Origin of the sequence: Hymenobacter elongatus (genome assembly GCF_004745955.1) — a bacterium.
Taxonomy (GTDB): Bacteria; Bacteroidota; Bacteroidia; order Cytophagales; family Hymenobacteraceae; genus Hymenobacter; species Hymenobacter elongatus.
Genome location: NZ_SRLD01000021.1, coordinates 62,410 through 87,414 on the forward strand (window position 1 = coordinate 62,410; position 25,005 = coordinate 87,414).

The window sequence follows — 25,005 nt, forward strand, 5'->3', positions numbered from 1 at the left end:
GTGAGGGGGGAAGCTGATGAGATGAAGAGGAGCCGTTTAGCTCGCGCGAAGCCGTGCCGGACAAACCCGTTCCCTCTTTTCACCAGCTCGCTTATAAGCTCCAATACTGCATTTGCTGCATCTTACCACGGTACAGGCCTTTGATATCGACCAGTACGGGGTTCTCGGAAGTAATAGACTGGAAATAGGCTTCGTCCAGTGCCAGGTACGGATTGTGGCTCACGGCCACCAGCACGGCATCGTAGTCTGTGCGCACCTGGTCGGCCGGAATCAGGCGGAAGCCATACTCGTGGTGCAACTCGTCGGAGTCGGCGTGCGGATCGACGATATCGACGTTGACGGAGAAGTTTTTCAGTTCCTGAATCACGTCGGCCACCTTGGAATTGCGGATATCTTCCACGTTTTCCTTGAACGTAGCGCCCATCACCAGCACCCGGCTTTTGGCCACGTCTTTGCCCTGCTTAATCATCATCTGCACCGTTTTGCGGGCGATGTACGCTCCCATGTTGTCGTTGGTCGTGCGGCCCGAAAGAATCACCTTCGCGTCGTAGCCCAGCTCTTTGGCCTTGTAGGTCAGGTAATAAGGATCGACACCGATGCAGTGGCCACCGACGAGGCCGGGCGAGAACTTCAGGAAATTCCACTTGGTGCCGGCAGCTTCGAGCACTTCGTAGGTATTGATGCTCATGCGGTCGAAAATCATCGACAGCTCGTTCATCAAGGCGATGTTCACGTCGCGCTGGGTGTTTTCAATGATCTTGGCCGCTTCCGCCACTTTAATGCTGCTGGCGCGGTGCACGCCGGCCGTGATAACCAGCTCGTAAACTTTAGCAATGATATCCAGCGACTCGGCGTCGCAGCCCGATACCACTTTCACGATGCGGGCCAGCGTGTGCTCCTTGTCGCCGGGGTTGATGCGCTCGGGCGAGTAGCCCACTTTGAAATCGCCATTGGCGAAGCTCAGGCCCGAATGCTTTTCCATCACCGGAATGCAGTCTTCCTCGGTGCAACCGGGGTATACGGTGCTTTCGAACACCACGTAGTCGCCCTTCTTCAGCACTTTGCCCACGCTGCTCGAAGCGCCCAGCAGCGGCTTCAGGTCGGGTTGGGCGTGCTCGTCGATGGGCGTTGGCACCGCTACGATGAAGAAGGTAGCCTCGCGCAACACTTCCAGCGAATCGGTGAAGGTGATGTCACAGCCTTCAAAATCCTTGGCTTCCAACTCGCCGCTGGGGTCAATGTTGTTCCGCATCAGATCCACGCGCGCGGCGTTGATGTCGAAGCCGATAACGCTGAGCTTGCGGGCAAATTCGAGGGCGATGGGCAGACCCACGTAGCCGAGGCCGATGACGGCTAGTTTATTCTGTTTCTGGAGGAGTTGCTCGTACACGTTGCGAAATTCAGAGTTAGCGGATGCTACTACGGGAAACCTGGTGATTGGTCAATATATATTGCTCGCCACTTTCCGGGCAAGTGGCGTGGCCAGCCACATCAAACTGCAGCCGGTGCCCGAAAGTGCTCATCCAGCCGTGGTGCCGGGCCGGATTGCCGTATACTAACGCATACGGCTGCACGTCTTTGGTGACTACCGAGCCGGCCCCGACAAAGGCATATTCGCCCAGCCGCACGCCGCACACGATGGTGCTGTTGGCCCCAATGCTCACGCCTTTTTCCAGTACTGTCGTCTGGTACTGGCCCCGGCGCACAATGGCACTGCGGGGATTGCGCACATTGGTGAACACGACGGAAGGCCCCAGAAAAACATCATCGGCGCACTCCACGCCGGTGTAGAGGCTCACGTTGTTCTGCACCTTCACGTTGCGGCCCAGCCGCACGCCGTCGGCAATCATAACATTCTGGCCAATGCTGCACTGCTCGCCCAGCTCACAGCCCGGCATCAGATGCGCAAAATGCCAGATTCGGCACCCGTCGCCAATGCGGCAGCCTTCGTCGAGGACGGCGGTAGGGTGCGCGAAGTAGGCGGGAGCAGCAGTCACAGAGGCGAGGCGTTAGGAAAAGGCTGGCAGTTTTTCAGCCCGCAAAGGTAGGGTTTTTCGAAGGCTCGTAGGTTAAGGCGCTGCGAAGTTTAGCGCCGGCCCCACCGCACGCGGTTTGGTAGTGAGAACTTTATCCGTTTTTCGTGGCCCGCACCAGCCGGTCTTTGTCAAAAATATCCTGACGCGGCTCAACGCTCGTGTAACCCTGCTGCCGCAGCAGCGCCACCAACTCGGCCGCGTACTGTTCATTGATTTCGAAGTAGAGCGCGCCGCCGGGCCGCAGCCAGCGCTGGCCCAGCTCCCCAATGCGTCGGTAGAACAGCAGCGGGTCGTGGTCGGGCACAAACAGGGCCGTGGCGGGTTCGTAGTCGAGCACGTTGCGCCGCATCAGGGGCCGCTCCTGCTCCAGCACATACGGCGGGTTGCTAACAAGAATATCCACCGAGCGTACCCCAATTTCCGGTGGCTCCTGCGCCAGAATATCGGCCCGCAGAAACTCAACCGGGCAGCCGTAGCGGGCGGCGTTGCGGCGAGCTACTTCCAAGGCCGCCGCCGAAATATCTATCCCGACCACGCGCTGCGGGCGCAGGACTTGGTATAGAGCAATGGGAATACAGCCACTGCCGGTACCAACATCGACCAGCGTTACTGCCGAGCGGCCTCTCTGCTCGGCTTCTATCAAAGCCACCAACTCCTCGGTTTCGGGGCGGGGGATAAGCGTGGCCGGTGTTACTTCCAGCTCCAGCCCGGCAAAATGCGCTACGCCCAATACGTACTGCACCGGCTCGTGGCACAGCAGCCGCGCCTGCATCTGCTGCGTTTGCGCTTCTATGCCAGCCGTTACCGCCTCGGCGCTTTGCATGCGCCGCTGCAAGGGCGACACCTGCAGCAGATGCTCGACCACTATAGCCGCGATACTCTCGGCCTCCGAAGCAGGGTAAACAGCGTGCAAGGCGGCGGCAAGCGTGGTAGTCAGCTGACGAATGGTGGGCATAAAAGAGGCATGGTGGTCAGAAACGGCCGGTAGCGCGGCTCCGGTTCCTGTGTGTATCTTCGGGACTACAAAGCTACGCCCTGGCCCGCTATGACCGACTTTGACGCTTTACTAATGCGCCGTGCGCTCGACCTAGCCCGCCTGGGCACCGGCTATGCCCGCCCCAACCCGCTGGTGGGCTGCGTGGTCACGCATGAGGGCCGCATCATCGGGGAAGCCTGGCACCGGCACTACGGCGGGCCGCACGCCGAAGTAAACGCCCTGGCCGCCGTAGCTGATCAGCGCCTGCTAGCCCAAAGCCGGGTATACGTAACGCTGGAACCCTGCTCTCACTTCGGCAAAACCCCGCCCTGCGCCGACTTGCTTATCGCCAAGGGCGTGCGCGAAGTGGTCATCTGCAACCTCGACCCCAACCCGCTGGTGGCCGGCCAGGGTATCGACAAGCTGCGGGCCGCCGGCATTCAGGTGGAAACCGGGGTGCTGGAGGAGGAAGGCCGCTGGCTCAACCGACGCTTTTTCACTTTCCAGGAGAAAAAGCGGCCCTACGTGGTGCTGAAGTGGGCCGAAACGGCCGACGGCTACTTGGCGGGGCCGTATTTCCAGCCCGTACGCATCAGTGGGCCGCTGGCGCAGGCGGCGGTGCACCAGTGGCGTACCGAAGAACAGGCTATTCTCATCGGTACCCGCACGGCCCTGCACGACAACCCCCGCCTGAACGCCCGCGAATGGCCCGGGCAGAATCCCATTCGCGTGGTTATCGATAAAAACCTGAGCCTGCCGCCCACGCACCACCTGTTCGACGGGCTGCAGCCGACGCTGGTCTACACTTACCGGGAGCGGCCTACAAAGCAGAATCTGGGCTACATCACGCTCTCGGAGGCCGACGACCTGTTTCCGCAGCTGCTGGCCAACCTCTACCAACGCAACGTGCAGTCGGTGCTGGTGGAGGGCGGCCCCACAGTGCTTAGCTCGCTACTGCGCGACGGACTTTGGGATGAAATGCGGATTTTGCGCAGCCGCCAGAAGCTGGGTGGCGGCATTGCGGCACCCAAACATGGTTTATCGGGCCTGCACGAGCAGTTCACGCTCGGCGAAGATGATGTGTTTGTGTACCATAACCGGTAACGGACGCGCCGCGCGGCCTCCCGCACAACTTTGCCAGCCAATTCGTGTTCCTGCTACTTTCCTTCTCAAAACCTCAGCTCTATTTTTAACTAATGGCCGAAGAACTCCTGCTCGACACGACGCTCACCAAAGCCGAAAAGTACCGCCAGCTATTGCCTCAAATCGAGGCCCTGACCACTGGTGAGCCCGACCTGGTGGCCAACCTCGCTAACACCGCCGCCGCTTTGCGCCAGGCATTCGGCTTTTTCTGGGTGGGGTTTTACCTCGTGAAAAACGATGAGCTGGTACTCGGCCCATTTCAGGGCCCGATTGCCTGTACCCGCATCCGGCACGGCAAAGGCGTGTGCGGCAGCAGCTGGGCGCTGGCCAAAACCTTGCTTGTACCCGATGTAGAGCAGTTTCCCGGCCACATTGCCTGCAGCTCCGAGTCTAAGTCGGAAATCGTGGTGCCGATAGTGCAAGACGGGCAAGTGGTAGCCGTGCTCGACGTGGACAGCGACCTGCTGAACGACTTCGACCACGATGACCAAGCGGCGCTGGAGCAGCTTATGCTGGCGGCTGCCCGATGGTTTTGAGCGGTAGCGCTCCTTAACTAGGCTGTGTGGACAGTTGAGAATAAAGAACGTCATGTCGAGCATTCAGGACTGCTTTTTCGATTACCGTCCACACACCCTAGTGAAACATAAAAAGCCCGTAGCATACAGCTACGGGCTTTTTATGTTGGGTCACGATACTCGAAAAATCCTACTTACCGAACAAGGTAGGTGGCGTGGTTTTGAGCTGGGCAATAATGGTCTGGCCGCCTTTCACCTTCTCGCCGATCTGCACTTTCACCTCCGTATCGATGGGTACGAACAGGTCGACGCGGGAGCCGAATTTGATGAAGCCAAACTCCTCGCCCTGGCTTACCTCGTCGCCTTCGTTGACGTACCACACGATGCGGCGGGCCATGGCTCCGGCAATCTGCCGAAACAACACCATCGGGCCGGCATCCGACTGTACCACGACGGTCGTCCGTTCGTTTTTGGTGCTGCTTTTGGGGTGCCAGGCTACCAGGTAGTTGCCGGGGTGGTACTTGAAATAGCGCACAATACCCGAAATCGGGTTGCGGGTGATGTGCACGTTGATGGGCGACATGAAGATGCTGATTTGCTTGCGCACGTCGTCGAAGTACTCCGGCTCGTGCACGTCCTCAATTACCACCACTTTGCCATCGGCAGGTGCGATGAGCAAGTCTTCGTGGGTGAGCAGGTTGCGAAACGGGCTGCGGAAGAATTGTAGCAGCAGCAGAAACGCAACAACGGAAGCTCCCGCGAAAATGAGGTTGAAGGTTTCGGCGCGCGCATTGAGCTGAAACAGCAACAGGTTGACGGCCAGCAGCGCCAGCAGCGTGAAGAAAAGTATGCGGCGTCCTTCTTTGTGAATCTTCATGGGGTAATGGCAACGGTGAGAGCAGGCTGTCGGCGGCTTTTTAGGCAGCCCACCCGCTTCCGAGAACGGCCCACCCAGCCATAGAAGTGGTTAGGTGGGCCGTAAAGTTCGGAACAAGTGCCAAAGCCAGCCAAGGCCTTGACGGGCAGCTACAAGACTTAGAAACCGCCGCGGAACTTATAGGTTTGGGCTACTTTGTCGATAGCTACTACGTAAGCCGCGATGCGCATGGGTACATTATATTTCTGTGAAGTGGCATACACCTTCTCGAAAGCATCGGTCATGATGCGCTCGGCGCGCTCAATTACCATGTCTTCGCTCCATTTGTAGCCCAAGCGGTTCTGCACCCACTCGAAGTAGGATACGGTGACGCCACCCGAGTTAGCCAGGATATCGGGCACCACCATGATGCCCTTCTCATTGATGATAGGGTCGGCGGAGGCGGAAGTCGGGCCATTGGCACCTTCCACAATCAGCTTGGCTTTGATGTTATGAGCATTGTGCTCCGTAATAACATCTTCCACAGCGGCCGGCACCAGCACGTCCACGTCGGCGAGCAGCAGGTCGTCGGCGTTCATGATGCTGGCACCCGTGAAGCCTTCGAGACGGCCTTGGTGCACATTTTTGTAGGCAATGGCTTCGTCGATGTTGATGCCATTGTCATTCCAGTAGGCCCCGCTGATATCGGATACGCCTTTGATTTTCACGCCTTTCTCCGACAGCAGCTTCGCGGCCCAGGAGCCTACGTTGCCAAAGCCCTGTACCACGGCCGACGACTCCTCGGGCTTCATGTTCAGCTTGGCCATAGCCGCCAGCGCCGATACCATCACGCCACGGCCGGTAGCCTCGGTGCGGCCCAGCGAGCCACCCATCACCAGCGGTTTGCCCGTAACGACGGCGGGCGAGGTAGCCCCCACAGTTTTGGAGAATTCGTCCATCAGCCAAGCCATTTCGCGGGGGCCGGTACCCATATCGGGGGCCGGAATGTCGCGGTCGGGGCCAAACACGTCCTTCATGGCCAGGGTGTAGCCGCGGGTCATGCGCTCCAGCTCGCCGGCGCTCATGGCGGTGGGGTCGCAGATAATGCCGCCTTTGGCACCGCCGTACGGGATGTCTACCACGGCGCACTTCCACGTCATCCAGGCCGCCAGGGCCTTTACTTCGTCGATGTGCACGTTCATATCGTAGCGGATACCGCCTTTCGAGGGGCCCAGAATGGTGTTATGCACCACGCGGTAGCCTTCAAAAACGCGTACCGTGCCGTTGTCCATCGTCACCGGAATGCTGACGATAACCTGCTTGTCGGGCGCTTTAAGGACGTTATACGTTGAATCGTCGAGCCCCAGAATTTCAGCCGCGATATTGAAGCGCGACATCATCGATTCGAGGGGATTTTCACGGTCCACGATTGGGGCCGGCTCTTTGTATACCGTGGTGGCAGCCATACGGGAAGAGGGAGTTGAGATGGGTGGGAAAGTAATAATGACGGGCGCTGCGGTGGGAAGCCGGAACCCGTCGCCTCAATTGAGGGGCCAAAGGTAGTAGATTATGCCATACGCAGGAAAGCCCGGTAAGGTGGAGCGTTGCTGAGGAAGGCTCGCCTGGCTACTACCTGAGCGCCAACCCGTTTCGGCGCACCAGGTGCGCTTTGCAGATTCCAGCGAGCAGTTTAGGTGTGAGAATTCGCTAAGTGGAGGCAAGGCCTGGGCCTAACACACACGGCAACGCTGCGACTGCTGCTAATTTTTGGGCCTTACTGGCTGCCAGGAATAAGACAGCACAGTGAGGAACCGTAGTGCTACACTGTGGCTCAGGCAAACAACAGCTGCAACAAGGCCAGCACGGGCAGCATAAACAGGAAGGCGTCGAACCGGTCGAGCAGGCCGCCGTGGCCGGGCATGATGCTGCCGGAGTCCTTCACGCCCACGCTGCGCTTGAGCATGGATTCGGCCAGGTCGCCGAGGGGGCCGAAGATACCGACGGTGCCAGCGGCTACGAGGCGGTAGGTGAGCGGCAGTTCGGGCAGCAGATAGCCCAGCGCCCAGCCCATAGCCAGCGTGAGCAGGAAGCCGCCGATAGCGCCTTCCCAGGTTTTGCCGGGCGAAATGCTGGGGGCCAGCTTGTGCTTGCCGAAGGTTTTGCCAGCGGCGTAGGCCCCGATATCGGACGACCAGACCAGGAAGAGCAGGGCGAAGATGCGGCGGTAGTCGTAGCCGGTTTCCGTGAAGGCAACCACAGAAAGTAGGCTCATGGGCAAGCTCACATAGAACAGCCCCAGCATTGCCACTCCGACATTGGAGAAAGGAGAAGGTTCTTTGTTTTCCCGGGGCCAGGCATACATCTCCCGCAGAATCAGAATAACGGGTAGCAGCAACACGAATACAGTCAATGTCTTTTGGGCCGCCAACATTGCTACGAACCACTCACTCCCAGCCATAGAAGGGTATATGGTACTGGTAGGAGGACTGCCACTATAATGGTCAACACCATGCATCAGGTGAATACAGGCAAAAAGCACCAAGCTCAGGCTAATACCCAGAATAGCCGCCGGCTTGTAACCGGCTTTCTGCATCATGCGGTAAAACTCATGCAGCATTTTGGCCTGCACGGTGGCAAAGAACAGCGCAAATGACCAGGCACTGTACCACACACTACCCAGCAGCAGGGCCGCGCCAATGACGCCGAAGATGACGCGCTGCGCCAGGTTGGACATGGGCTTCTTGCCTTCGGCGGGAGCGGCGGCGGCCGGCGGGGTGGTGGGCTCTGACAAAGGACGGCGGAATTCGGAGGCGGGGAAGTAAGACTAGGCGCGCGGCGGTAGCGCATCGGCCCGCAGGCCGGCGCTGCCCAGCGTACGGGCTTCGGTGGGCACGGTTTCGGGAGTGGCTACGGCCACGCCGCCGCTGCTGAGCGTGTGCATCTCGGCCGGCTCCCGGTTCTGGCTGCGCTGGTAGAGGAAATACAGAATGCCCCCGGTGAAGAGCACTGAGAGCAGCACCAAGTACCAGGGCATGCTTTCGGTGGAGTCGGGGTTGAAATTGGAAGTGTTCCACTCCTGCTGCTGCACGTAGAGCAGAAGCAACTGGGTAGCATTCTGGGTGAAATGGGCCATCATCGGCACCAAGATGTTGCCGCTCCACTCATAGAGGTAGCCCAGCACGAGACCCAGCACGAAGCGCGGCACAAAGCCCAGGAACTGCATGTGAATGGCGCTAAAAATAGCGGCTGCCAACACGATGCCTACGTGCCGCGAAAACCAGTTGACCAGATTGCGCTGAATAACGCTCCGAAAAAACAGCTCCTCACTGACAGCCGGCACCACGCCGATAACCACTAGGGCCACAGCCAGCCGGAGCGGAGAATTCAGACGGGTCAGAAAAGCGGTTACGCCCTTCAACTCTTCTTCTTTGGCCCGCGCCCATTGTTCGAATCCGCTCAGGGCATCAGGCAGATGCACATTGGCATTCCACTCAATCAGCGTAGACATTAGTGGCAGACTCAACACCACTACTGCTGCCGCCGCCAGCAGCCAAACCGCCGAGACGGGGCCGCGCGGAGTAAAGTATTCGCGCCACGAGTGGCCTGTGAGAGAGGCCAGCGCCAGCGCAGCCCCAGCCAGCATAATAAACAGCGTGAGGCCTTGGGTGAGCATCAGCACGCCCCAGCCGTTGGGGTAGCCCTGGGGGTTTTGGGTGACGTTGCCCAGTTCCCGCAGGCCAATGCCGAAGAACAGATTGCTGAAAACCGTTGCGAAAAACCCCGCTATGCAAAACGTAGCCAGTGCGATGCCAAGCAGCAGCAGCAGGTTCCAAAACGGGTGCAAACGGCTGGACACGAAACCTTTCATAGGGACTTGGTGCTTAGTAGGGGGTGCTTGGTGCTTAGAAACCCACATTTGTTGATCCGGCTGCTGCCCCCGCAGGAAGCAGGAGACCAAGGATAAGGGGCCAAGGCCTACTACTTGAGTACAAGGCACCGCTATCTGTCGTAAATTTGCGCAAATTCCTGTAATAGCCTTCCCTGTGGTATACATCCGCGACATTGCCCTGCCTGACTTTCCCCTGCTGCTTGCTCCGATGGAGGATGTGTCGGACCCGCCGTTCCGGGCCGTGTGCAAGGCCAACGGCGCCGATTTGATGTACACCGAGTTTATTTCCTCGGAAGGCCTGATTCGGGACGCAGCCAAGAGCCGTAAGAAGCTCGACGTGTTCGACTACGAGCGGCCCATCGGCATCCAGCTCTTCGGCTCCGACGTGGAAACGATGGGCGAGTGCGCCCGCATCAGCACCCTGGCCGGCCCCGACCTGATTGACATCAACTACGGCTGCCCCGTGAAGCAGGTGGCCTGCCGCGGCGCCGGGGCCGCCCTGCTGCGCGACATTCCGAAGATGGTGGAAATGACCCGCGCCGTGGTGCAGAACACCCACCTGCCCGTAACGGTGAAAACCCGCCTGGGCTGGGACGAAAACACCCTGAACGTGGAGGAAGTGGCCGAGCGGCTGCAAGACGTGGGCATCGAGGCCCTTACCATCCACGGCCGCACCCGGGTGCAGATGTACAAGGGCGGCGCCGACTGGCGGCTGATGGCCAAGATCAAGGAAAACCCGCGCATCAAAATCCCGATTTTCGGCAACGGCGACATCGACTCGCCCCAGAAGGCGCTGGAGTACAAGAACCGCTACGGCGTGGATGGCATCATGGTGGGGCGCGCCAGCATCGGCTACCCCTGGATCTTCCGCGAAATCAAGCACTTCGTGGCTACCGGCGAGCTGCTGGCCCCGCCCACGGTGGAGGAGCGGGTGGCCATGTGCCGGATGCACTTCGAGAAGAGCATCGAGTGGAAGGGCGAGCGGGCCGGCATCTTCGAGATGCGCCGCCACTACGCCCACTATTTCCGCGGCCTCGAAGGCGCCAAGCAGTGGCGCATGCGCCTGGTCGAAACCGGCTCGGTCGACGAGGTGCAGGCCATTCTGGAGGAAATCACCGCCGCCGAGCCGGTGCTGGTGGGGTAGTTTCTCCTAATTTTTTTTCTCGCGGCTGTCATGCTGAGCGAAGTCGAAGCATCTCGCGTGCTGACGTCCGATTAGTAGTCCAACGACGCCACGCGAGATGCTTCGACTTCGCTCAGCATGACGTTCTTTTCTTAGTTGCTCCCACCCCAATGCCCCCCACTCCTACCGCGCCGGCCATTGCCACCGCCCCGACGGCTACTCCGGTAGCCTTGGCCCCGCCGCACCGCACGCCGGCCTCGGCCTGGGTGCTGCTCATCACGCTGGCCACCATCTGGGGCACCTCGTTTATTCTGATGAAAAAAGGGCTGGTGGTATTTTCGGCCATGGAGCTGGGCGCCGCCCGGGTCACGGTGGCCGCGCTGATCCTGCTGCCTTTTGCCGTGCGCCACCTGCCCCGGCTGGAGCGGCCCCGCATCAAGTGGCTGGTGCTGGCCGGCGTGGTAGGTACGCTGCTGCCGGCGTTCCTGTTTGCCTACGCCGAAACCAAGCTGGCCTCGGGCCTGGCCGGTGTGCTCAACGCTCTGACGGCCGTGTTTACGCTGGTGGTGGGCGCCTTTTTCTTCGGGCAGAAGCTCACCCCGCTGCGGGTAGCGGGCATCGCGCTAGGGCTGGTGGGCACGGTGGTGCTGATGCTGCTCGGCGGCAGCGGGGGTGCGGCCACGCCCAGCGGCGAGGGCAACGCCTGGTACGGCCTCTACATCGTGCTGGCCACGGTGGGCTACGGCATCAGCGTGAACGTGATTAAAAACCATTTGCACGGCATTCCGCCGCTCGCCGTTACGGGCCTGCTGCTGCTGTTTATCGGCGGCCCGGCCCTGGCGTATCTGCTGCTGGGCACCGAGTTTCTGCACAAGCTGGCCACGGTGCCGGGGGCCTGGAAAGCCTTTGGCTACATTGCCCTGCTGGCCACCATGAGCACGGCGGTAGCCATGGTGCTGTTCAACAAGCTCATTCAGCAGTCGACGGCGCTGTTCGCGGCTTCCAACACTTACCTGGTACCCATTATGGCCCTGGCCTGGGGGGTACTCGACGGCGAGGCTTTTAACGTCTGGCACCTGCTGGGCATGGTCATCATCCTGATCAGCGTAGCCATCATTCACCGGGCGAAGTAAAGATGGTAACGCGAAGTTTCACTTCGCGAGGCGTTAGGTCGACTATCGTTCTGATGGCGCGGCCGTCTCGCGAAGTGAAACTTCGCGTTACCACGCCACCCCCAGCCCGAACTGCACCCAGGCGTGGTGGCGGCCGCCTTCGAACTCCGGTGTAATCCAGACGGCGGAGGTGCGGAAGCTCACCCCGCCGTAGGCGGCCACCAGACTGGTAGTCGCCTGGCCTACGGTGCGCGAAATCTGGCGGGCCGGCAGCGTGTACGGGCTCGAACGATTGAATAAGCCGCCCTGCATAGCGGCGTTGTAGCCCACCAGCCGGCCTTCGACCTGCCCCGTGGCGTAGAACTGAATTTTCTGCCCCAGGTTCCGATTTGGCCCAACGGCCACGCCCAGGTTGCTGAAATACGGATTCATCCGGCCCACCCGCAGCAGCAGCCCGGCCGCGCCAAATGTGTTCAACGTGCCCAAAGAGGCCTGAGTACTAACGATCAGCTCGGCGGCGCGGCCGGCGGCCAGCAGCTGCTTTTCGTAGCCCACAGTGTAGCCCAGCACCAGGTCGTGGCGGATCTGAAAATCCCAGCCCCGGGGCGTGGGCGCGTCAAGCAGGCGGTGGACGGCAGTCTGAAAGCCCTTGGCCCCGGCGGCCGGGCCGATGAAGCCGAGGTTGAGGCCGGACGTGAGGCGCTGGTGCTTTTCCTGATTGGTGGCCACCCGGTAGAACGCGGCGTAGAGGTAGGAGGCGTAGGGCCGGTCGCCGCGGCGGATGGTGTCGTCCTGAATGCGCAGGGGCGTGAAGCCGTCGTAGTAGAGCTTCACGCCGTGGTGCCGTACGGCCCCGGCCGGACCGGGCAGCAGGATCCTGTTGACGGGTGACCGGCGCAAAACCGGCAGCACCACGTTCAGCGTCATGCCCTGGGTGAAGTAGTAGTCGGTGCGGAAGAAGGCGTCGTTGGCGAAGGTGTACTGGATGAGCCGGTCAGGGCTGGTGAGGCTGTCGGGCTCCGACTGCGCCCGGGCCGCCGTGGTCGTCATTGCTAGCAGCACCGGAAGTAAAAGGAGGAAACGCATCATAAAAGGCTAGCGAACAGAAAAAACGAACGTCATTCCGAGCTTGCCGAGGAATCTCGCTCGCTTCGTTGAGTTACCACTCCAGCGTCAGCACGCGAGATTCCTCGACTTCGCTCGGAATGACGGGCTCTAGTGGAATAACGGCCTGAAAATCACGCATACGCCGGGCGCACGTAGCAGTACGGCCAGTCCAGCCAACGGCCCTGCTTGCCGGCCCGTTCCGCGTTGTGGCGCACGTAGTCGATGAGGCGAAGCAGCTCGGCGGGGTCATCTACGGCGTAGTCGTAGCTGCCGGTTTGCCAGAAGTCGGCCTCCGGCGGCAGAGTGGTGCGCAGCAAGCGGCGGCTTTGGGCGGCCGTGCGCTGGTGCAGCAGCTGCAGGGATTTGTAGAGCGAAACGCCGCTCCCGGCCGGCAGGTGCAGCACGGCGTGTACGTGGTTGGGCAGCAGCGCGAAGCCCAGCACCCGAAACCCCAGCTCTTCCAGCAGCATCAGCTCCCCGGCCACAACTTCGGCTATCTTCTCCTTCTCCAGAAACGTGGGGCCCACGCTGGCCGCATCCAGCAAAGCGTCGAAGCCGGCGAAGAAAACCTTCTCGGCGCGGCGCAGCGCGGCCTGGTACGCGGCCGCGTCGGTCAGCTGCCGGGCCGTTTCCTGGGCCTCCTGCCGCTGCCGGTGCAGCGCCCGAAAAGCCCGCGCCGGCACCGAACCGGCCAGGCGGAAGGTGGTAAACAGCGTTTCGCCGGGTGGCAGCATACTCTCAATCCCTATTGCAAGTTGAGTCTTAAAGTATCCTGGGCTTACTCCAAGCCGGCATCGCTAGTATCTATAGCAAGCTGCGCAATACTTTCTGTTACTGGAAACGCCACGTATCGGCGGCTTTCCGTGTGGCGGCTTGGCAAGATTATAGTGCTTACGGGCTGAATGCCGTGCTGGGCCAGCGTCTCTAATAAGTCCTGTGTCGAGGCTTCCCGCCACCGCACCCAGGCGGAGGCAAAACACCGCCAGAATTGCCAGCCGGCCCGTTCCAGTACCCGTTGCCGCCGTAGATCATCCATCCAGCGGTCGGGGCCGTGATACCGGTCGCCGTCGCACTCCACAGCCAGTCGCTGATCGTTTTCGCCCTCCACCACCAGATCAATCCGGTAGTGGCCTACGCGCACCTGGGGCTGCACGCGGTAGCCACGCTCTGTAAGCATGTCATACACCTCCTGCTCAAACGGTGACTCGCACAACTCCCGCAGGTTGCTGACCCGCTGGTCATCCTGCAGATAAGGGGAAATAAAATGGGCCAGCAGTCCCCGCCGCAGCTGGTCTGCGGCACTCAGTTCTTCTGGCTCTATACTACGAACCAGATACATCCGATTGCGGGCCCGCGAGGCAGCCACGTTGAACCTGCGTCGGTCCTCCGTTTGGGCCAGCGCAGTAGCCTGCCCAGCCGACACTACCATCGACAGAAACATAATATCCCGCTCCTTGCCTTGAAACGTGTGCGCGTTGCCGCAGGCCAACTGGTGGCGCAACATGGTTTCCAGCCCAATTTCCTTTTCCAGCATTTCCCAGATCAGCTTCGCCTGCTTATCTGCCAGCAACGAAACCACCCCAATGGTGCGGCTGGCCATGGCCGGGTCGGCCGTTAGCTTCCGAATTTCTTCGACGATAAAGCGGGCTTCGGCCGGGTTCACGTCACCCTGCCGAGCTCCATCCGCCACCAGTACATCCACCAGCGGCGGGTCCAGCCGCTCAGAGGATTTAGGCAAACGCAGGGGTTTCAGACTGTGGTCATAAAATTCCCTTTTTGAGTATTCAATAATTGGTCCTGCGCATCGAAAATGTTCTTGTAAGGGAATAGTGGAATCGGAAAAGACTACCTGAAATAACTGATAGATGGAGTGGCTGGGCGAAAGCTGGGGCCGGTATAGGGCGGGCTGCGAGCCCAGAAAGCGGCTCATCAGATCATTTTCCTTCTCTAGGGTAAGGCCACTGCGGCCCGGGCCCACTTGCTTGTCATCGCCCACGATGAGCATTTTTCGGGCCCGAAGCAGGGCTGGTAGCGCCAGTAGATTCGATTGAGATGCCTCATCCACAATCACCAGATCAAAGGCCCCCAATTCGGCCGGTAATGATTCGGATACCCGGTAGTGGGGCATGATCCAGCACGGAATGGCGGCGTTGGCCACTAGCGCGGCCTGCCGGGCAAAGTGCTGGTACTGGCTTGCACTTTTGCCCTTCGCTTTCCCAATACTAACAATGGCATTGCGGTAGGCCTGTAGCGCACTGCGCACATTGGGGGTAGCATTAAGGGCTAACTGCAGCCACGTCTTCTGGTTAATGATTTCCTGGTATGTGCGGGCTAAGCAAGCTTCAACCTCTAGGCGGTCAGCAGCCAGACGCTTGAGTTCAGCCCGGTGATCCAGGGTTTCCAGGTGCCCCACCAGCCGCCGCAGCCGCCACCGGAAGCACCAGTCATGGGGCAGCAGTTCATCCGTGAGCCCGGAGACAGGTTCCTGCTGCAATCGGTCGGCCCATACTGGTGCCCCCGAGGCGACTATATGCTCCGTCACGGTGGTTACTGTAGTCAGCGCCCATTGAAGTGCCTGTACGCGGCGCAATTCCTGCGTCAGCGCGGCCCACCGGACCTGCACATCAGCGTCAGCTAGTACAGGATTGCCAAGGTCGTTTTCCACAAACTGCCGGATAGCCTTGCTAATGGGACCAGTAGTATCGCGCACTACTTGCTGATACAGTTCGCGCACCGCCCAGGCACTTTCCAGCTGAATACGAACCTGGTGGAGCAGTAGCAGACGCTCGGCTTCGGCTAGTGTAGCGGGCAGACAAGCTGCCGTAGTAGCGGGAGGCCAGTCTGGAAGCAGCGCTTGCAGCGTGTCATTCAAGTCGGCTTCGGCTAGTTTGGTAGCACGCAACAGTTCATATTCTTCGAACAATTGATATGCCTCGGTGGCCTCTGCCAGGGCCGATGTCGAAACCAGCGCCGGCATTCCGAGCTCCGGAGCCAGGGAATTCCAGCGCGTGGCCAGCTCCCCCAGCAACTGTATTACTCGCAGATAGTCGGCCACGTAGCCCCAGTCGGCAGCCGTAGCCGGAATACTCCCCAGCACGCTGATTTCGGCCAATCGCTGCTTCTGCGCACTTTTGCCAAACCAGCCCGCCATTCCAAAGGGGCGCTGCCCTTGCCCCAGGGTATCAATTGCCGTAACCAGCTCGGCATCCAGTTCCAGAGCAGCAGGGATGCTCACTGGCCGGCGCAAAAACTGCTGTCGGGCTGCCAGCGCGGTTCGCAGTTCGGTGCCCAATTCCTCCAGCATGGCAACCAAAGCGCCGGCGTGTTTTTCCAGCACCACGCCGGGCTGATTCTGAACCCACGATAAGCCGGCTACTTTCTGCTGCTGCTCCCGCACCATCATCACCGCAGCTAGGGCTGTTAGCAACTGATCTGGCGCATTGGGCAGTACGGCCAGCAGCGGCAGTTGGCCGAGAGCCACGGCTTTCTGTAGCTCCGTGGAGCGACTGAGTTGCTGATGCGTAAGTAGCATCTGCTGGGAATCGGGCAGAGAATCCACCGTCGGCAATTGAGCGAGGCGATACGACAGATCGGAACCGAGCAAACGGCGAGCATCGCGCAACGCTGCTATATCATCTTCTTCGAAATGCGGACAATGCACCGCACTAACTCCCAATAGATCCGGTAACCAACCGGCCAACGCTTCGTGCTGCACCACTTCCTGCGCCACGTCCCGGGGTTCGAGCTGTTCGCCGTCCAGCACCACCAGCTGCAGGTTTTGCTGTCCCCATTCAGCAGTGAGCCGGTCAATGTGAGCCAGCCGGGCATGGTAGCCATCCAATTGGGTGGCAAGCCGGGCGATAGTGCGAGCGGTGACGGCAGGGTCGAGGCGCTGCACTTCCTCGGCAATGCGCCCGATAGCATGGTCGAATTGCTGCATCCCCTCCCGCTCACTGGTGAGCAGGCTGATAGCTAATGGCCGCACCGATTCGGGCAGCTTATCGCGCAGCACAGCCAGAGCAGGATCCTTCATGGAGGTGACCAGCACCCGCCTCCCCAAAGCCAAGTAGTGGCAGATGATGTTGGCTATGGTGTGGGTTTTGCCGGTGCCGGGCGGCCCCTGTACCACCACGCCCGGCGCGTGTTCCAGCATCTGCACGATGCGCACCTGCTGCTCGTTGAAAGGCAACGGAAAATACAGCTCCTGCGGCGTAGTACCGCTGGCATCATCACTGCCGTCTACCAACGACAACCCACGAAAAGGCGGCAGCGGGCGGTCAGTATGGTAGGCGGCGGGCTCGCGCACCATTGCAGCTATGGCCGCCGGCAAGCCCTGTGGCAGCTGTTCCACCTGTTCGCGCAGAGCTTCCAGATCCTGCAAAAACGTATTGTTGCTGCGCGGGCGGGCGTACAAAGCCCAGGTATCAGCTATCTGAAGGCCGGAGCTGGCGGTAGGTAGCAAGTGGGCCTGGCTACCGCTTTCTGCGGCTAAATAATGGCCCTTTTCATCTAATAAGGCCGCAGCCAGCTTGAGGACAGCTTGATAGGTAGAAGGATCAAAGGGCGACAGATAAGGGCTTTCGGCGAGCAGCGGGCGGCTACTCTGCTCCAGTGCCGCTACGCCTGCTACGTCGTGGGCCGCATACACATCCACTTCCAGACGGCTCACCATGTCGCGCGGCCGAATTTCCAGCGCCATAGTCTTGGGGTGCAAGGTAAGCTCCACCAGTCGTGTGAGTAAGGGATGACGCACATCGGTAGTAGCTAATTTCCAGACAGCTATACCCACACCCCAAACCAACTCCAGTGGTGCCTCTGTCAGCCCGCCATCCAGTTGCTGCTTCAACGCATATAGACTGGAGTACCACGCTATGGTACGCCGACGCTGGGTTTCCTCCAGTGCCCACGGCTGCCAGTACTGACGCACATACTGGCGCAGGCTCTCGGATAGAGCCGGTAGTTGAGACAATGCATCTATATCTACAGAAGCCAATGGATCATATCCCTCTTCTTCAGCAGCGCCTTCCGGCAGTAAGCCAAGTCGCTGTAGGGTATGAGCCGGTACTACCTGCCGCAACAGTGGTGGCCGACCAGGGTCGTTGGTAAGATCTGTGAGCGTGGCCAAGAGCTCGTTGGAAATTGACGGAGCCGGCTGCTCCCGAAGCCTCTCCACTCGCAGCCATACAGCATCATCCTCGCTCCCAACAACCGCAGAATTTAACCGAATGCCAGGTAGCCCAAGCAGTTGAGCAGCCAATGCGCAAAAGCCAGAATGCCGGGTTATATCAGCAACAGGAACCGTCCGTAGCCATACACTTTCTTTGGTATAGGACAGCAATGCCACTAACCGCTCCTGCTCTATTGATAACATCAGATAGGTTAATATCAAGCACTTAAAGCGCCATATTGTCACGCCTTGGACAGTCGCGGCAATATGGCGCTGGCCTAGTCTACCGAATCACTGGCGGCCGGTTGTTGGCCGTGAGACCGGCGTTAAGCTTGCTGTGCTTGTAGCCGTAATTGAAGTACAGCGCCAGCCCAATCACCAGCCAGCCAAAAAACAGCAGCCAGTTGTTCACGCCCAGCTGGGTCATCAGATACAGGTTGGTGAGCAGCCCCAGCGTGGGCAGCAACGACAGGTTGCGGCGGAAGGAGGCGATGCTGAGGTAGATGCAGAAGCCGAAGAATACCAGCATCGGAATGTAGTGCTTGAAGGCCTCGTAGCCCCCGGCGCCGGTTACGGTGCGGCCCATTTCGTTCACGCCCTCACGATTGTAGGCAAACAGCAGCCCGATGCCGATCAGCATGATAAGCGGCACCAGGAACTTGCCGTTGATGTAAGGAACCTTGAAGCGGGCCTCGGAAGTACCCTGCGGATCAATCACCAGAATGCCGCCGCAGACCAGGGCGAAGGCAAACAGGGTTCCGATGCTGGTCAGGTCAATAACGAGGTCCATGTTCAGAAACAGCGCCGGTACGCCCACGAAAAAGCCCGTGACGATGGTACTGAACGAGGGCGTGTGAAACTTGGGGTGCACCTTGCCGAAGATCGGGGGCAGCAGCCCGTCGCGGCTCATGCTCATCCAGATACGGGGCTGGCCGATCTGGAACACCAGCAGCACCGAGGTCATGGCAAACACGGCCGACACGGCCACCACGCCCGCCAGCTGGGGCAGACCCACTTTCTGGAACACAAACGCCAGCGGGTCGCCCACGCCCAGCTCCTTGTACGAGACCATGCCGGTGAGCACCAGGGTGATGATGACGTAGAGCACGGTGCAGATAATCAGGGCGTAGATCATGGCCCGGGGCAGGTCGCGCTGGGGGTTTTTGCACTCCTCGGCGGTGGTCGAAATAGCGTCGAAGCCGATGTAGGCGAAGAATACCGCCGACACGCCCTTGAGCACGCCGGCCACGCCGTTGGGCGCAAACGGGCTCCAGTTGGCCGGATTGATATAAAACACGCCCACCGCAATAACCACGGCCACCACAATCAGCTTGAGCAGCACGAGCAGGTTGGAAGCCGTTTTGGACTCCTTGATGCCCACGTAGACCACGGCCGTGATGAGCACCGTAATCATAAACGCGGGCAGGTCGCAGACCAGGCGAAAGTTGCCGAACAGCACCGGAGCCAAATTCCAGGCCTTGTAGGCTTCCAGCGTGGCCGGGGCCACGTCGGCCAGCGGCTGGTTGGCCTGCATCAGGGCCAGCACTTCATTGTAGCCCTTGTAGGCACTCTGGGTGCCCATCGTGAGCCAGATGGGAATGTGCAGGCCGATGCCATCCATAAGCCCGGTGAAGTAATCGGACCAAGAAATGGCCACCACGATGTTGCCCACGGCATATTCCATGATCAGGGCCCAGCCGATAATCCAGGCCGTGAGCTCGCCGAAGGAAGCGTAGGCGTAGGTATAGGCCGAGCCGCTGATGGGAATGGTAGCCGCAAACTGGGCGTAGCACAAGGCCGAAAACGCGCAGGCAATGGCGGTGAAGATGAACAGCAGCGACACGGCCGGGCCGCCGTCGTGGCTGGCGTTGCCGATGGTGCTGAAGATACCGGCCCCGATGACGGCGGCAATACCCAGGGCCGTCAGGTCCCGGACGGTAAGGTTGCGTTCTAAGCCGCCGTGGGCGTGCAGTTCGGCGTCGGCGGGTGGGTTTTGGAGAATAGCGCCGATGTCCTTACGGCGAAACAGACTGGAGAAAGAACTCATTCGGGTTAGAGAGGGAGCGAGAGGAATTGGGGCCAAAAGATAAAGAATATTGCGGCGAGGCCGTAGGCAGAGGTAATAAAACCAGTGGTGAGGCGGCTTTGAGTCCTCAACTTAGCTGCGCAATAGGCCTTCCTAGAGCCAATTTCAGGTTGGTGTACACGGCCGTTCTGGTGGTCACCTCACCCTCTGCCCCCCTCTCCGAAAAGGAGAGGGGACACCGGACAGGCTTCTGACGGGTGGCTCGTTGAACGGCCATGTACACCAACCTGAAATCTGCTCTAAGCTCTGTGGCTGCCCTGTGACTAGTCCTGCGCCACTAACGCTCTTCGACGCTTATCGAAGCATCCTCACTGCCATACGTCGTATTCATGGGTAATCCGTAACCGAACCGGCAAAAGCACGCGGAGAACAGTGCTCCAGGAGGCAGCCAACAGGATTTACCGCCATTCGAAAGAACAGTGGCAGCCACGGCAGCAAACCTTTTGCCCCCCAAAGTCCTTTCTCCAGGGTATGAAAACCCTGTTGCTCTCCTCCCTGCTGCTTTTCCTGACGACGGCCTGCGCCCTAAAACCGACCAACAAGCATGATGTATTTCAGGAGCGCGCTCAGCTTCCTCAGGAAGAAGCGCCGCACGTACGCAACTCTCTGGAGTGGTGGTACTTCACGGGCCACCTGAAAGATAAAGCTACCGGCGAAACGTTCGGGGTGGAGTACGTTTTCTTTCATTTCAACCCCACCGGCAAAAAGGACTGGCAAATGGTCAACTTTGCCATCACCGACCCGCAGCAGAAGCAATTCCGCTATGATTACCAACTCGAAAAGCTGCCCCAGCTGCTGGCCCCTACTCTGCCGCTAAACCTGCTGGTAGAGAAAAAAGCGCAGCAATGGACCCTGACCGGGCAGGAAGGCAGCTACCACCTTCAGGCCCGCATGGCTGCCCACGCCGGCCACGCCATCAACCTGATTACCACGCCCGCCAAGCCTATTTTGCTCCACGGCGGCACCGGCTACGAGCAGTATGGCCCCGTGGCCAAAGCTGGCTACTACAGCTACTCCCGCCTGGCCACGGCTGGCACGCTCGAAATAGGTGGTAAAGTGCGGCAGGTGGAAGGCGAGCTGTGGTATGACCGCCAGTGGAACTGCAACTCCGTGATGGCCAAAGACACGGGCTGGGACTGGCTCAGCATTCAGCTCGACGAGCCCCGGGAGGAAATTATGGCCTACCAGCTCCACAACAAGCTTACCGGCGAGAGCATCGGGGGCGGCTCGCACCTATCGGCCCAAAATCAGAATACGCATCTTGCCGCCGCCGATTTCCAGCTCGAAGCCCTCGACTATTGGGTCAGCCCCCGCTCCCGGCAGCGCTACCCCATCAAGTGGCGCTTGCGCATCCCCAGTCAGGGCTACGACTTGCTCATCGAGCCCGTCATTCCCAACCAGGAGCTGAGTCTGCGCCTGTTCAAAGCCATTAATCTGCACTACTGGGAGGGCATGTGCCGGGTAACCGGCACCCACAACGGCAAGCCCGTGACGGGCAATAGCTACGTGGAAATAACCAACCGGAGCGAGGTTAAAACGCCCAAGAAGGACGTAGCCGCCCAGCCGTAAGGGCCGTCTATTCCCCTTTCAGCAGCACCCGAAACGTGGTGCCCTTGCCCACCTCCGACCAACGCACGTACAAGCGGCCCTGGTGGTAGTTTTCGATGATACGTTTCGCCAAGGCCAGCCCCAGGCCCCAGCCGCGCTTTTTGGTCGTGAAGCCGGGCAGAAACACCGTTTCAACCTTGCTTTTCGGGATGCCTTTGCCCGTATCGGTAATATCGAGGGCAATGACCTGCTTGCCTTTCGCCCGCTGCAGGTGCAGCGTGATGTGGCCTTTGCCATCCATGGCATCGACGGCGTTTTTGCAGATATTCTCAATCACCCAGTCAAATAGCGGAATGTTGATCTGGGCGGGCGTGTCGGTGGGCAGGTCGGTTTTGATTTCGAATACCACCTTCTTCGACACCCGGCTCTGGAGGTAGGCAATGGCATTTTTGGTGGCCTGCAGAATGTTCTCATCCTTGAGCACGGGCACCGAGCCAATGTTGCTGAACCGCTCGGTAATGATTTCCAGCCGCCGCACGTCCTTGCCCAGCTCGTCCACGATAGGCTCGTTCTGCCACTTCTCCGAGTCCTTCAGATACGTGTGCCACGCCATCAGGCTGCTGAGCGGTGTGCCCAGCTGGTGAGCAGTTTCCTTGGCCAGGCCCACCCACACGCGGTTTTGCTCGGCCCGCCGCGAATAGCTGAACGAGAAATACGCCATGACGCCCAGGCAGGCAATAACGGCCAGCTGCACCAGCGGGTAGGTGCGCAGCTGGGTCAGCAGCTGCGAGTCCTTGTAGTAAATGTAGTTGCGCAGGCCCGCGCCCAGCTCCACCACGATGGGCGGGTGCTGGAGCTTCATGACCGCAATTTGACGGTGCAAAAAAGCCACTGAAGTCTTTTCCGACGCGTTTTTGGGAATATCGACATTGCGCGTACCCAAGATATTAGCATCTCCATCGGTGAAAATGATGGGAATCGTGGTGTTGGCATTGATGATTTCTTCGAACACGAAATTGGTGTTCGAATCTACCTCCGAATTGATGATAAATCGCTGAGCCTTGGCATAGAGGTCAATCTGCTGCTGCTCCCGCTCCGAGAGGCGCTTCACCAGAATGTTGGTGTAGACCACCGTAGCCGCCGCAATCAGAATAGCGCCCGCCAGGATGCCTAGCTTGATGCGGGATTTTTGGTCGTAGATGGGTAGCACTTGCCGAGAAAAGGAGAAAAAAGCCATGAACCGTGGTGGGAGAAGTCCCCGCTTAGCGAAGGTAAGCACCACCGGGCGCACCGGCGCGTGTGCGCTCCTAACGGCAGATTCCGGGCGGGGTTCTGACCGCTAGAGCACCGACTTGCCCGACCCAGGCCGAATAACGGAACAACCCAAGCTCAACACTTCCCCAATACGCGCATGCCAAGCGGCAAATAGTTGCTTGATTTTTACGTGTTCCGACGCTCCTGATATGCCCTTTGGGGCGCATCAGGCGGGTTTCGAAACTAGTATTTCTTTTGGCCGAACCTCCGGGGCCTGCCAACTGTTTTCAGACTATCGAATTACGCCGTAATTTTGCCTTCTACAATACGCCGTAGCCCCAGCTATGCTTCATCCATTTAAGGCGGTCAGCCTGTCGTTCAAAAAAGCTCCTCTCGAAATCCGGGAGTTGATTTCATTGGACGAGGCTGCCTGCCGCCGCTTCTTGCACGCCCTCCACCACGAGTTGGGTCTCAGCGACCTGCTCGTGCTCAGCACCTGCAACCGCACGGAAATATACTACGCCGCCGACCGCGACCAAAGCCCCGCCATTATCGAGGCGCTGGGCCAGCTCAAAGGTTTGGCTGATATGGCCGAGTACTTTCCTTATTTCGATATTCTTGATTCCTACCAGGATTCGGTACAGCACCTGTTCGAAGTCGCTATGGGCCTCGATGCCCAGGTAGTCGGCGACCTGCAGATCAGCAACCAGGTGAAGCAGGCCTACCAGTGGTCGGCCGACGCGGATACGGCGGGGCCTTTTCTGCACCGGCTGCTGCATACTATCTTCTTCACCAACAAGCGCGTACAGCAGGAAACCCGCTTCCGCGACGGTGCCGCTTCCACCTCCTACGCCACGCTGGAGCTGGTTGAGGAGCTGACGGCCGACATTGCCAACCCACGGGTATTGGTAGTGGGACTGGGCGAAATCGGGGCCGATGTATGCCGCCACTTCAGCGACAGCAAGGCTTTCACCGACGTGACACTCTGCAACCGCACCCGCTCTAAAGCAGAGGCGCTGGCAGCCGAGTGTCAGCTCTCCATCCTCAATTTTGAGGACCTGGTGCAGGGCATGAAGGAAGCCGACGTCGTTATTTCTTCCATTTCCCGCGACACTCCATTTTTCACCCGCGACATGGTGGAGCGCCTGGAAGTGCTCAGCTACAAGTTTTTCGTTGACCTCTCGGTGCCCCGCAGCATCGGGGCCGACGTGGAAAACGTGCCGGGCGTACTGGTCTACAATATCGACGCCATCCAGAGCAAGGCCTCGGCGGCGCTGGAGCAGCGCCTGGCAGCCGTGCCGCAGGTGCGAGCCATCATTGCCGACAGCATCGCCGGCCTCTCCGACTGGACCAAGGAAATGCTGGTGTCGCCTACCATTCAGAAACTCAAAAACGCGCTGGAGCAAATCCGGCAGGAGGAGATGGACCGCTTCCAGAAAAAGATGAGCCCCGAGGAAGCGAAGCGGGTCGACGAAATCACGAAGTCGCTGATGCAAAAGATTTTGAAGCAGCCCGTGTTGCAGCTCAAAGCCGCCTGCAAGCGCGGCGAGGCCGACCAGCTCATCGAAGTACTCACCGACCTTTTTGACCTGGAAAACCAACCCACACCGGCTTAAGAGTGACCAGTAAAGCGCACAAAAAAAGGACCGTCGTTGGGCGGTCCTTTTTTTGTTTTGTCGTCAGACAAACACACTCAGGTATTAGAGCGAATCACAGCAATCTTCGAGCGAGTCAATTACGTCGAGTAGTTTAGGAATCGAGAGTGAATAATAAATCTTGGTTCCTACTTTAAACGAAGATAGAATACCCCGATCTTTCAGTGTTATAAGATGCTGAGAGGCAATGGCTTGAGGCAAATCGAGCGAACGATATATTTCCGTTACGGTCATTTTATCCTCTTTGCCGAGCAAGTCGACAATGGCAAGGCGCTTGGGGTGGGCCAATACTTTAAGCATGGCGGCGGCCTTATCTACTTTCTTGGATTCTACGCGCGAGAGTAATGGTTTCATGGGACGGTTACAACGGTGGTCCTACAGGTGGGTCGGGCAGGAATATGCGTAATACGATATTCCTAGCTTTAAGAGTTCCGTTTTGGGAGGATTTTGCCGATAAAACTTGATTTTACCGACGTTTATTTTAGTAAAAACCGTTTTTTATTACGGGTGGGCAAAGACCCAAACCCTGGCGGAGGGC

The 25,005-nt window shown here is 59.3% G+C and carries 19 protein-coding genes; 6 read left to right on the plus strand and 13 right to left on the minus strand.

From position 1 onward, the window contains the following. Positions 1-91: 91 nt before the first annotated feature. The 3 genes from E5J99_RS11885 to prmC all read right to left on the minus strand — a co-directional run bounded on the left by E5J99_RS11885 (position 92) and on the right by prmC (position 2,991). Positions 92-1,390: a nucleotide sugar dehydrogenase gene (locus E5J99_RS11885; protein WP_135498031.1), complete on the minus strand. Its 1,299-nt coding sequence runs from the start codon at positions 1,388-1,390 to the stop codon at positions 92-94. 16 nt (positions 1,391-1,406) lie between these two features. Beyond that, entirely contained in the window at positions 1,407-1,997 is a 591-nt protein-coding gene (locus tag E5J99_RS11890) for an acyltransferase (RefSeq protein WP_135498032.1), read from the minus strand. A gap of 130 nt (positions 1,998-2,127) precedes the next feature. After that, the gene (gene prmC / locus E5J99_RS11895) at positions 2,128-2,991 is read right to left on the minus strand and encodes a peptide chain release factor N(5)-glutamine methyltransferase (RefSeq protein ID WP_135498033.1); all 864 of its coding nucleotides are present in this window, start codon (positions 2,989-2,991) and stop codon (positions 2,128-2,130) included. A 90-nt stretch (positions 2,992-3,081) separates the two neighbouring features. Here prmC and ribD point away from each other — a divergent pair, with 90 nt between their 5' ends. Continuing rightward, positions 3,082-4,116: a bifunctional diaminohydroxyphosphoribosylaminopyrimidine deaminase/5-amino-6-(5-phosphoribosylamino)uracil reductase RibD gene (gene ribD / locus E5J99_RS11900; protein WP_135498034.1), complete on the plus strand. Its 1,035-nt coding sequence runs from the start codon at positions 3,082-3,084 to the stop codon at positions 4,114-4,116. A 92-nt stretch (positions 4,117-4,208) separates the two neighbouring features. After that, positions 4,209-4,691, plus strand: coding sequence for a GAF domain-containing protein (locus E5J99_RS11905; RefSeq protein WP_135498035.1), 483 nt, complete (start codon positions 4,209-4,211; stop codon positions 4,689-4,691). A 169-nt stretch (positions 4,692-4,860) separates the two neighbouring features. Here E5J99_RS11905 and E5J99_RS11910 read toward each other — a convergent pair whose 3' ends face one another. The 4 genes from E5J99_RS11910 to E5J99_RS11925 all read right to left on the minus strand — a co-directional run bounded on the left by E5J99_RS11910 (position 4,861) and on the right by E5J99_RS11925 (position 9,394). Beyond that, positions 4,861-5,547, minus strand: a complete 687-nt coding sequence (locus E5J99_RS11910; RefSeq protein WP_135498036.1) for a phosphatidylserine decarboxylase family protein — start codon at positions 5,545-5,547, stop codon at positions 4,861-4,863. Between the two features lie 158 nt (positions 5,548-5,705). Continuing rightward, positions 5,706-6,992 carry a Glu/Leu/Phe/Val family dehydrogenase gene (locus E5J99_RS11915; protein WP_135498037.1) on the minus strand — a complete coding sequence of 429 codons (1,287 nt, stop codon included), beginning with the start codon at positions 6,990-6,992 and terminating at the stop codon, positions 5,706-5,708. A gap of 365 nt (positions 6,993-7,357) precedes the next feature. After that, a complete protein-coding gene (locus E5J99_RS11920; RefSeq protein WP_135498038.1) occupies positions 7,358-8,317 on the minus strand; it encodes a phosphatidate cytidylyltransferase in 960 nt (319 codons plus the stop codon). Between the two features lie 33 nt (positions 8,318-8,350). Next, positions 8,351-9,394 carry a CPBP family intramembrane glutamic endopeptidase gene (locus E5J99_RS11925; protein ID WP_167852098.1) on the minus strand — a complete coding sequence of 348 codons (1,044 nt, stop codon included), beginning with the start codon at positions 9,392-9,394 and terminating at the stop codon, positions 8,351-8,353. A gap of 175 nt (positions 9,395-9,569) precedes the next feature. Between E5J99_RS11925 and dusB the strand changes: the two genes are divergently transcribed. Both dusB and E5J99_RS11935 read left to right on the plus strand, forming a co-directional pair. Next, positions 9,570-10,559, plus strand: a complete 990-nt coding sequence (gene dusB / locus E5J99_RS11930) for a tRNA dihydrouridine synthase DusB (protein ID WP_135498040.1) — start codon at positions 9,570-9,572, stop codon at positions 10,557-10,559. Positions 10,560-10,708: 149 nt separating this feature from the next. Continuing rightward, positions 10,709-11,671 carry a DMT family transporter gene (locus tag E5J99_RS11935; RefSeq protein ID WP_135498041.1) on the plus strand — a complete coding sequence of 321 codons (963 nt, stop codon included), beginning with the start codon at positions 10,709-10,711 and terminating at the stop codon, positions 11,669-11,671. A gap of 87 nt (positions 11,672-11,758) precedes the next feature. On the opposite strand, the gene E5J99_RS11940 is transcribed toward E5J99_RS11935, so the two are convergent. From E5J99_RS11940 to E5J99_RS11955, 4 genes are all read right to left on the minus strand, one after another. After that, a complete protein-coding gene (locus E5J99_RS11940; RefSeq protein WP_135498042.1) occupies positions 11,759-12,739 on the minus strand; it encodes a lipid A deacylase LpxR family protein in 981 nt (326 codons plus the stop codon). A gap of 149 nt (positions 12,740-12,888) precedes the next feature. Beyond that, a complete protein-coding gene (locus tag E5J99_RS11945) occupies positions 12,889-13,491 on the minus strand; it encodes a hypothetical protein (protein WP_135498043.1) in 603 nt (200 codons plus the stop codon). 44 nt (positions 13,492-13,535) lie between these two features. Continuing rightward, positions 13,536-17,510 carry an AAA domain-containing protein gene (locus E5J99_RS11950; protein WP_167852099.1) on the minus strand — a complete coding sequence of 1,325 codons (3,975 nt, stop codon included), beginning with the start codon at positions 17,508-17,510 and terminating at the stop codon, positions 13,536-13,538. 697 nt (positions 17,511-18,207) lie between these two features. Beyond that, the gene (locus E5J99_RS11955) at positions 18,208-19,971 is read right to left on the minus strand and encodes an amino acid permease (protein WP_135498045.1); all 1,764 of its coding nucleotides are present in this window, start codon (positions 19,969-19,971) and stop codon (positions 18,208-18,210) included. A 510-nt stretch (positions 19,972-20,481) separates the two neighbouring features. On the opposite strand from E5J99_RS11955, the gene E5J99_RS11960 reads away from it, so the two are divergent. Further along, the gene (locus tag E5J99_RS11960) at positions 20,482-21,579 is read left to right on the plus strand and encodes a lipocalin family protein (protein WP_135498046.1); all 1,098 of its coding nucleotides are present in this window, start codon (positions 20,482-20,484) and stop codon (positions 21,577-21,579) included. 7 nt (positions 21,580-21,586) lie between these two features. On the opposite strand, the gene E5J99_RS11965 is transcribed toward E5J99_RS11960, so the two are convergent. After that, the gene (locus E5J99_RS11965; RefSeq protein WP_135498047.1) at positions 21,587-22,795 is read right to left on the minus strand and encodes an ATP-binding protein; all 1,209 of its coding nucleotides are present in this window, start codon (positions 22,793-22,795) and stop codon (positions 21,587-21,589) included. 361 nt (positions 22,796-23,156) lie between these two features. Here E5J99_RS11965 and hemA point away from each other — a divergent pair, with 361 nt between their 5' ends. Then, positions 23,157-24,428 carry a glutamyl-tRNA reductase gene (hemA, locus tag E5J99_RS11970; RefSeq protein WP_135498048.1) on the plus strand — a complete coding sequence of 424 codons (1,272 nt, stop codon included), beginning with the start codon at positions 23,157-23,159 and terminating at the stop codon, positions 24,426-24,428. Between the two features lie 84 nt (positions 24,429-24,512). Here the strand turns inward: hemA and E5J99_RS11975 are convergent, their stop codons facing one another. Then, the gene (locus tag E5J99_RS11975; RefSeq protein ID WP_129922283.1) at positions 24,513-24,821 is read right to left on the minus strand and encodes an ArsR/SmtB family transcription factor; all 309 of its coding nucleotides are present in this window, start codon (positions 24,819-24,821) and stop codon (positions 24,513-24,515) included. Positions 24,822-25,005 lie beyond the last annotated feature (184 nt).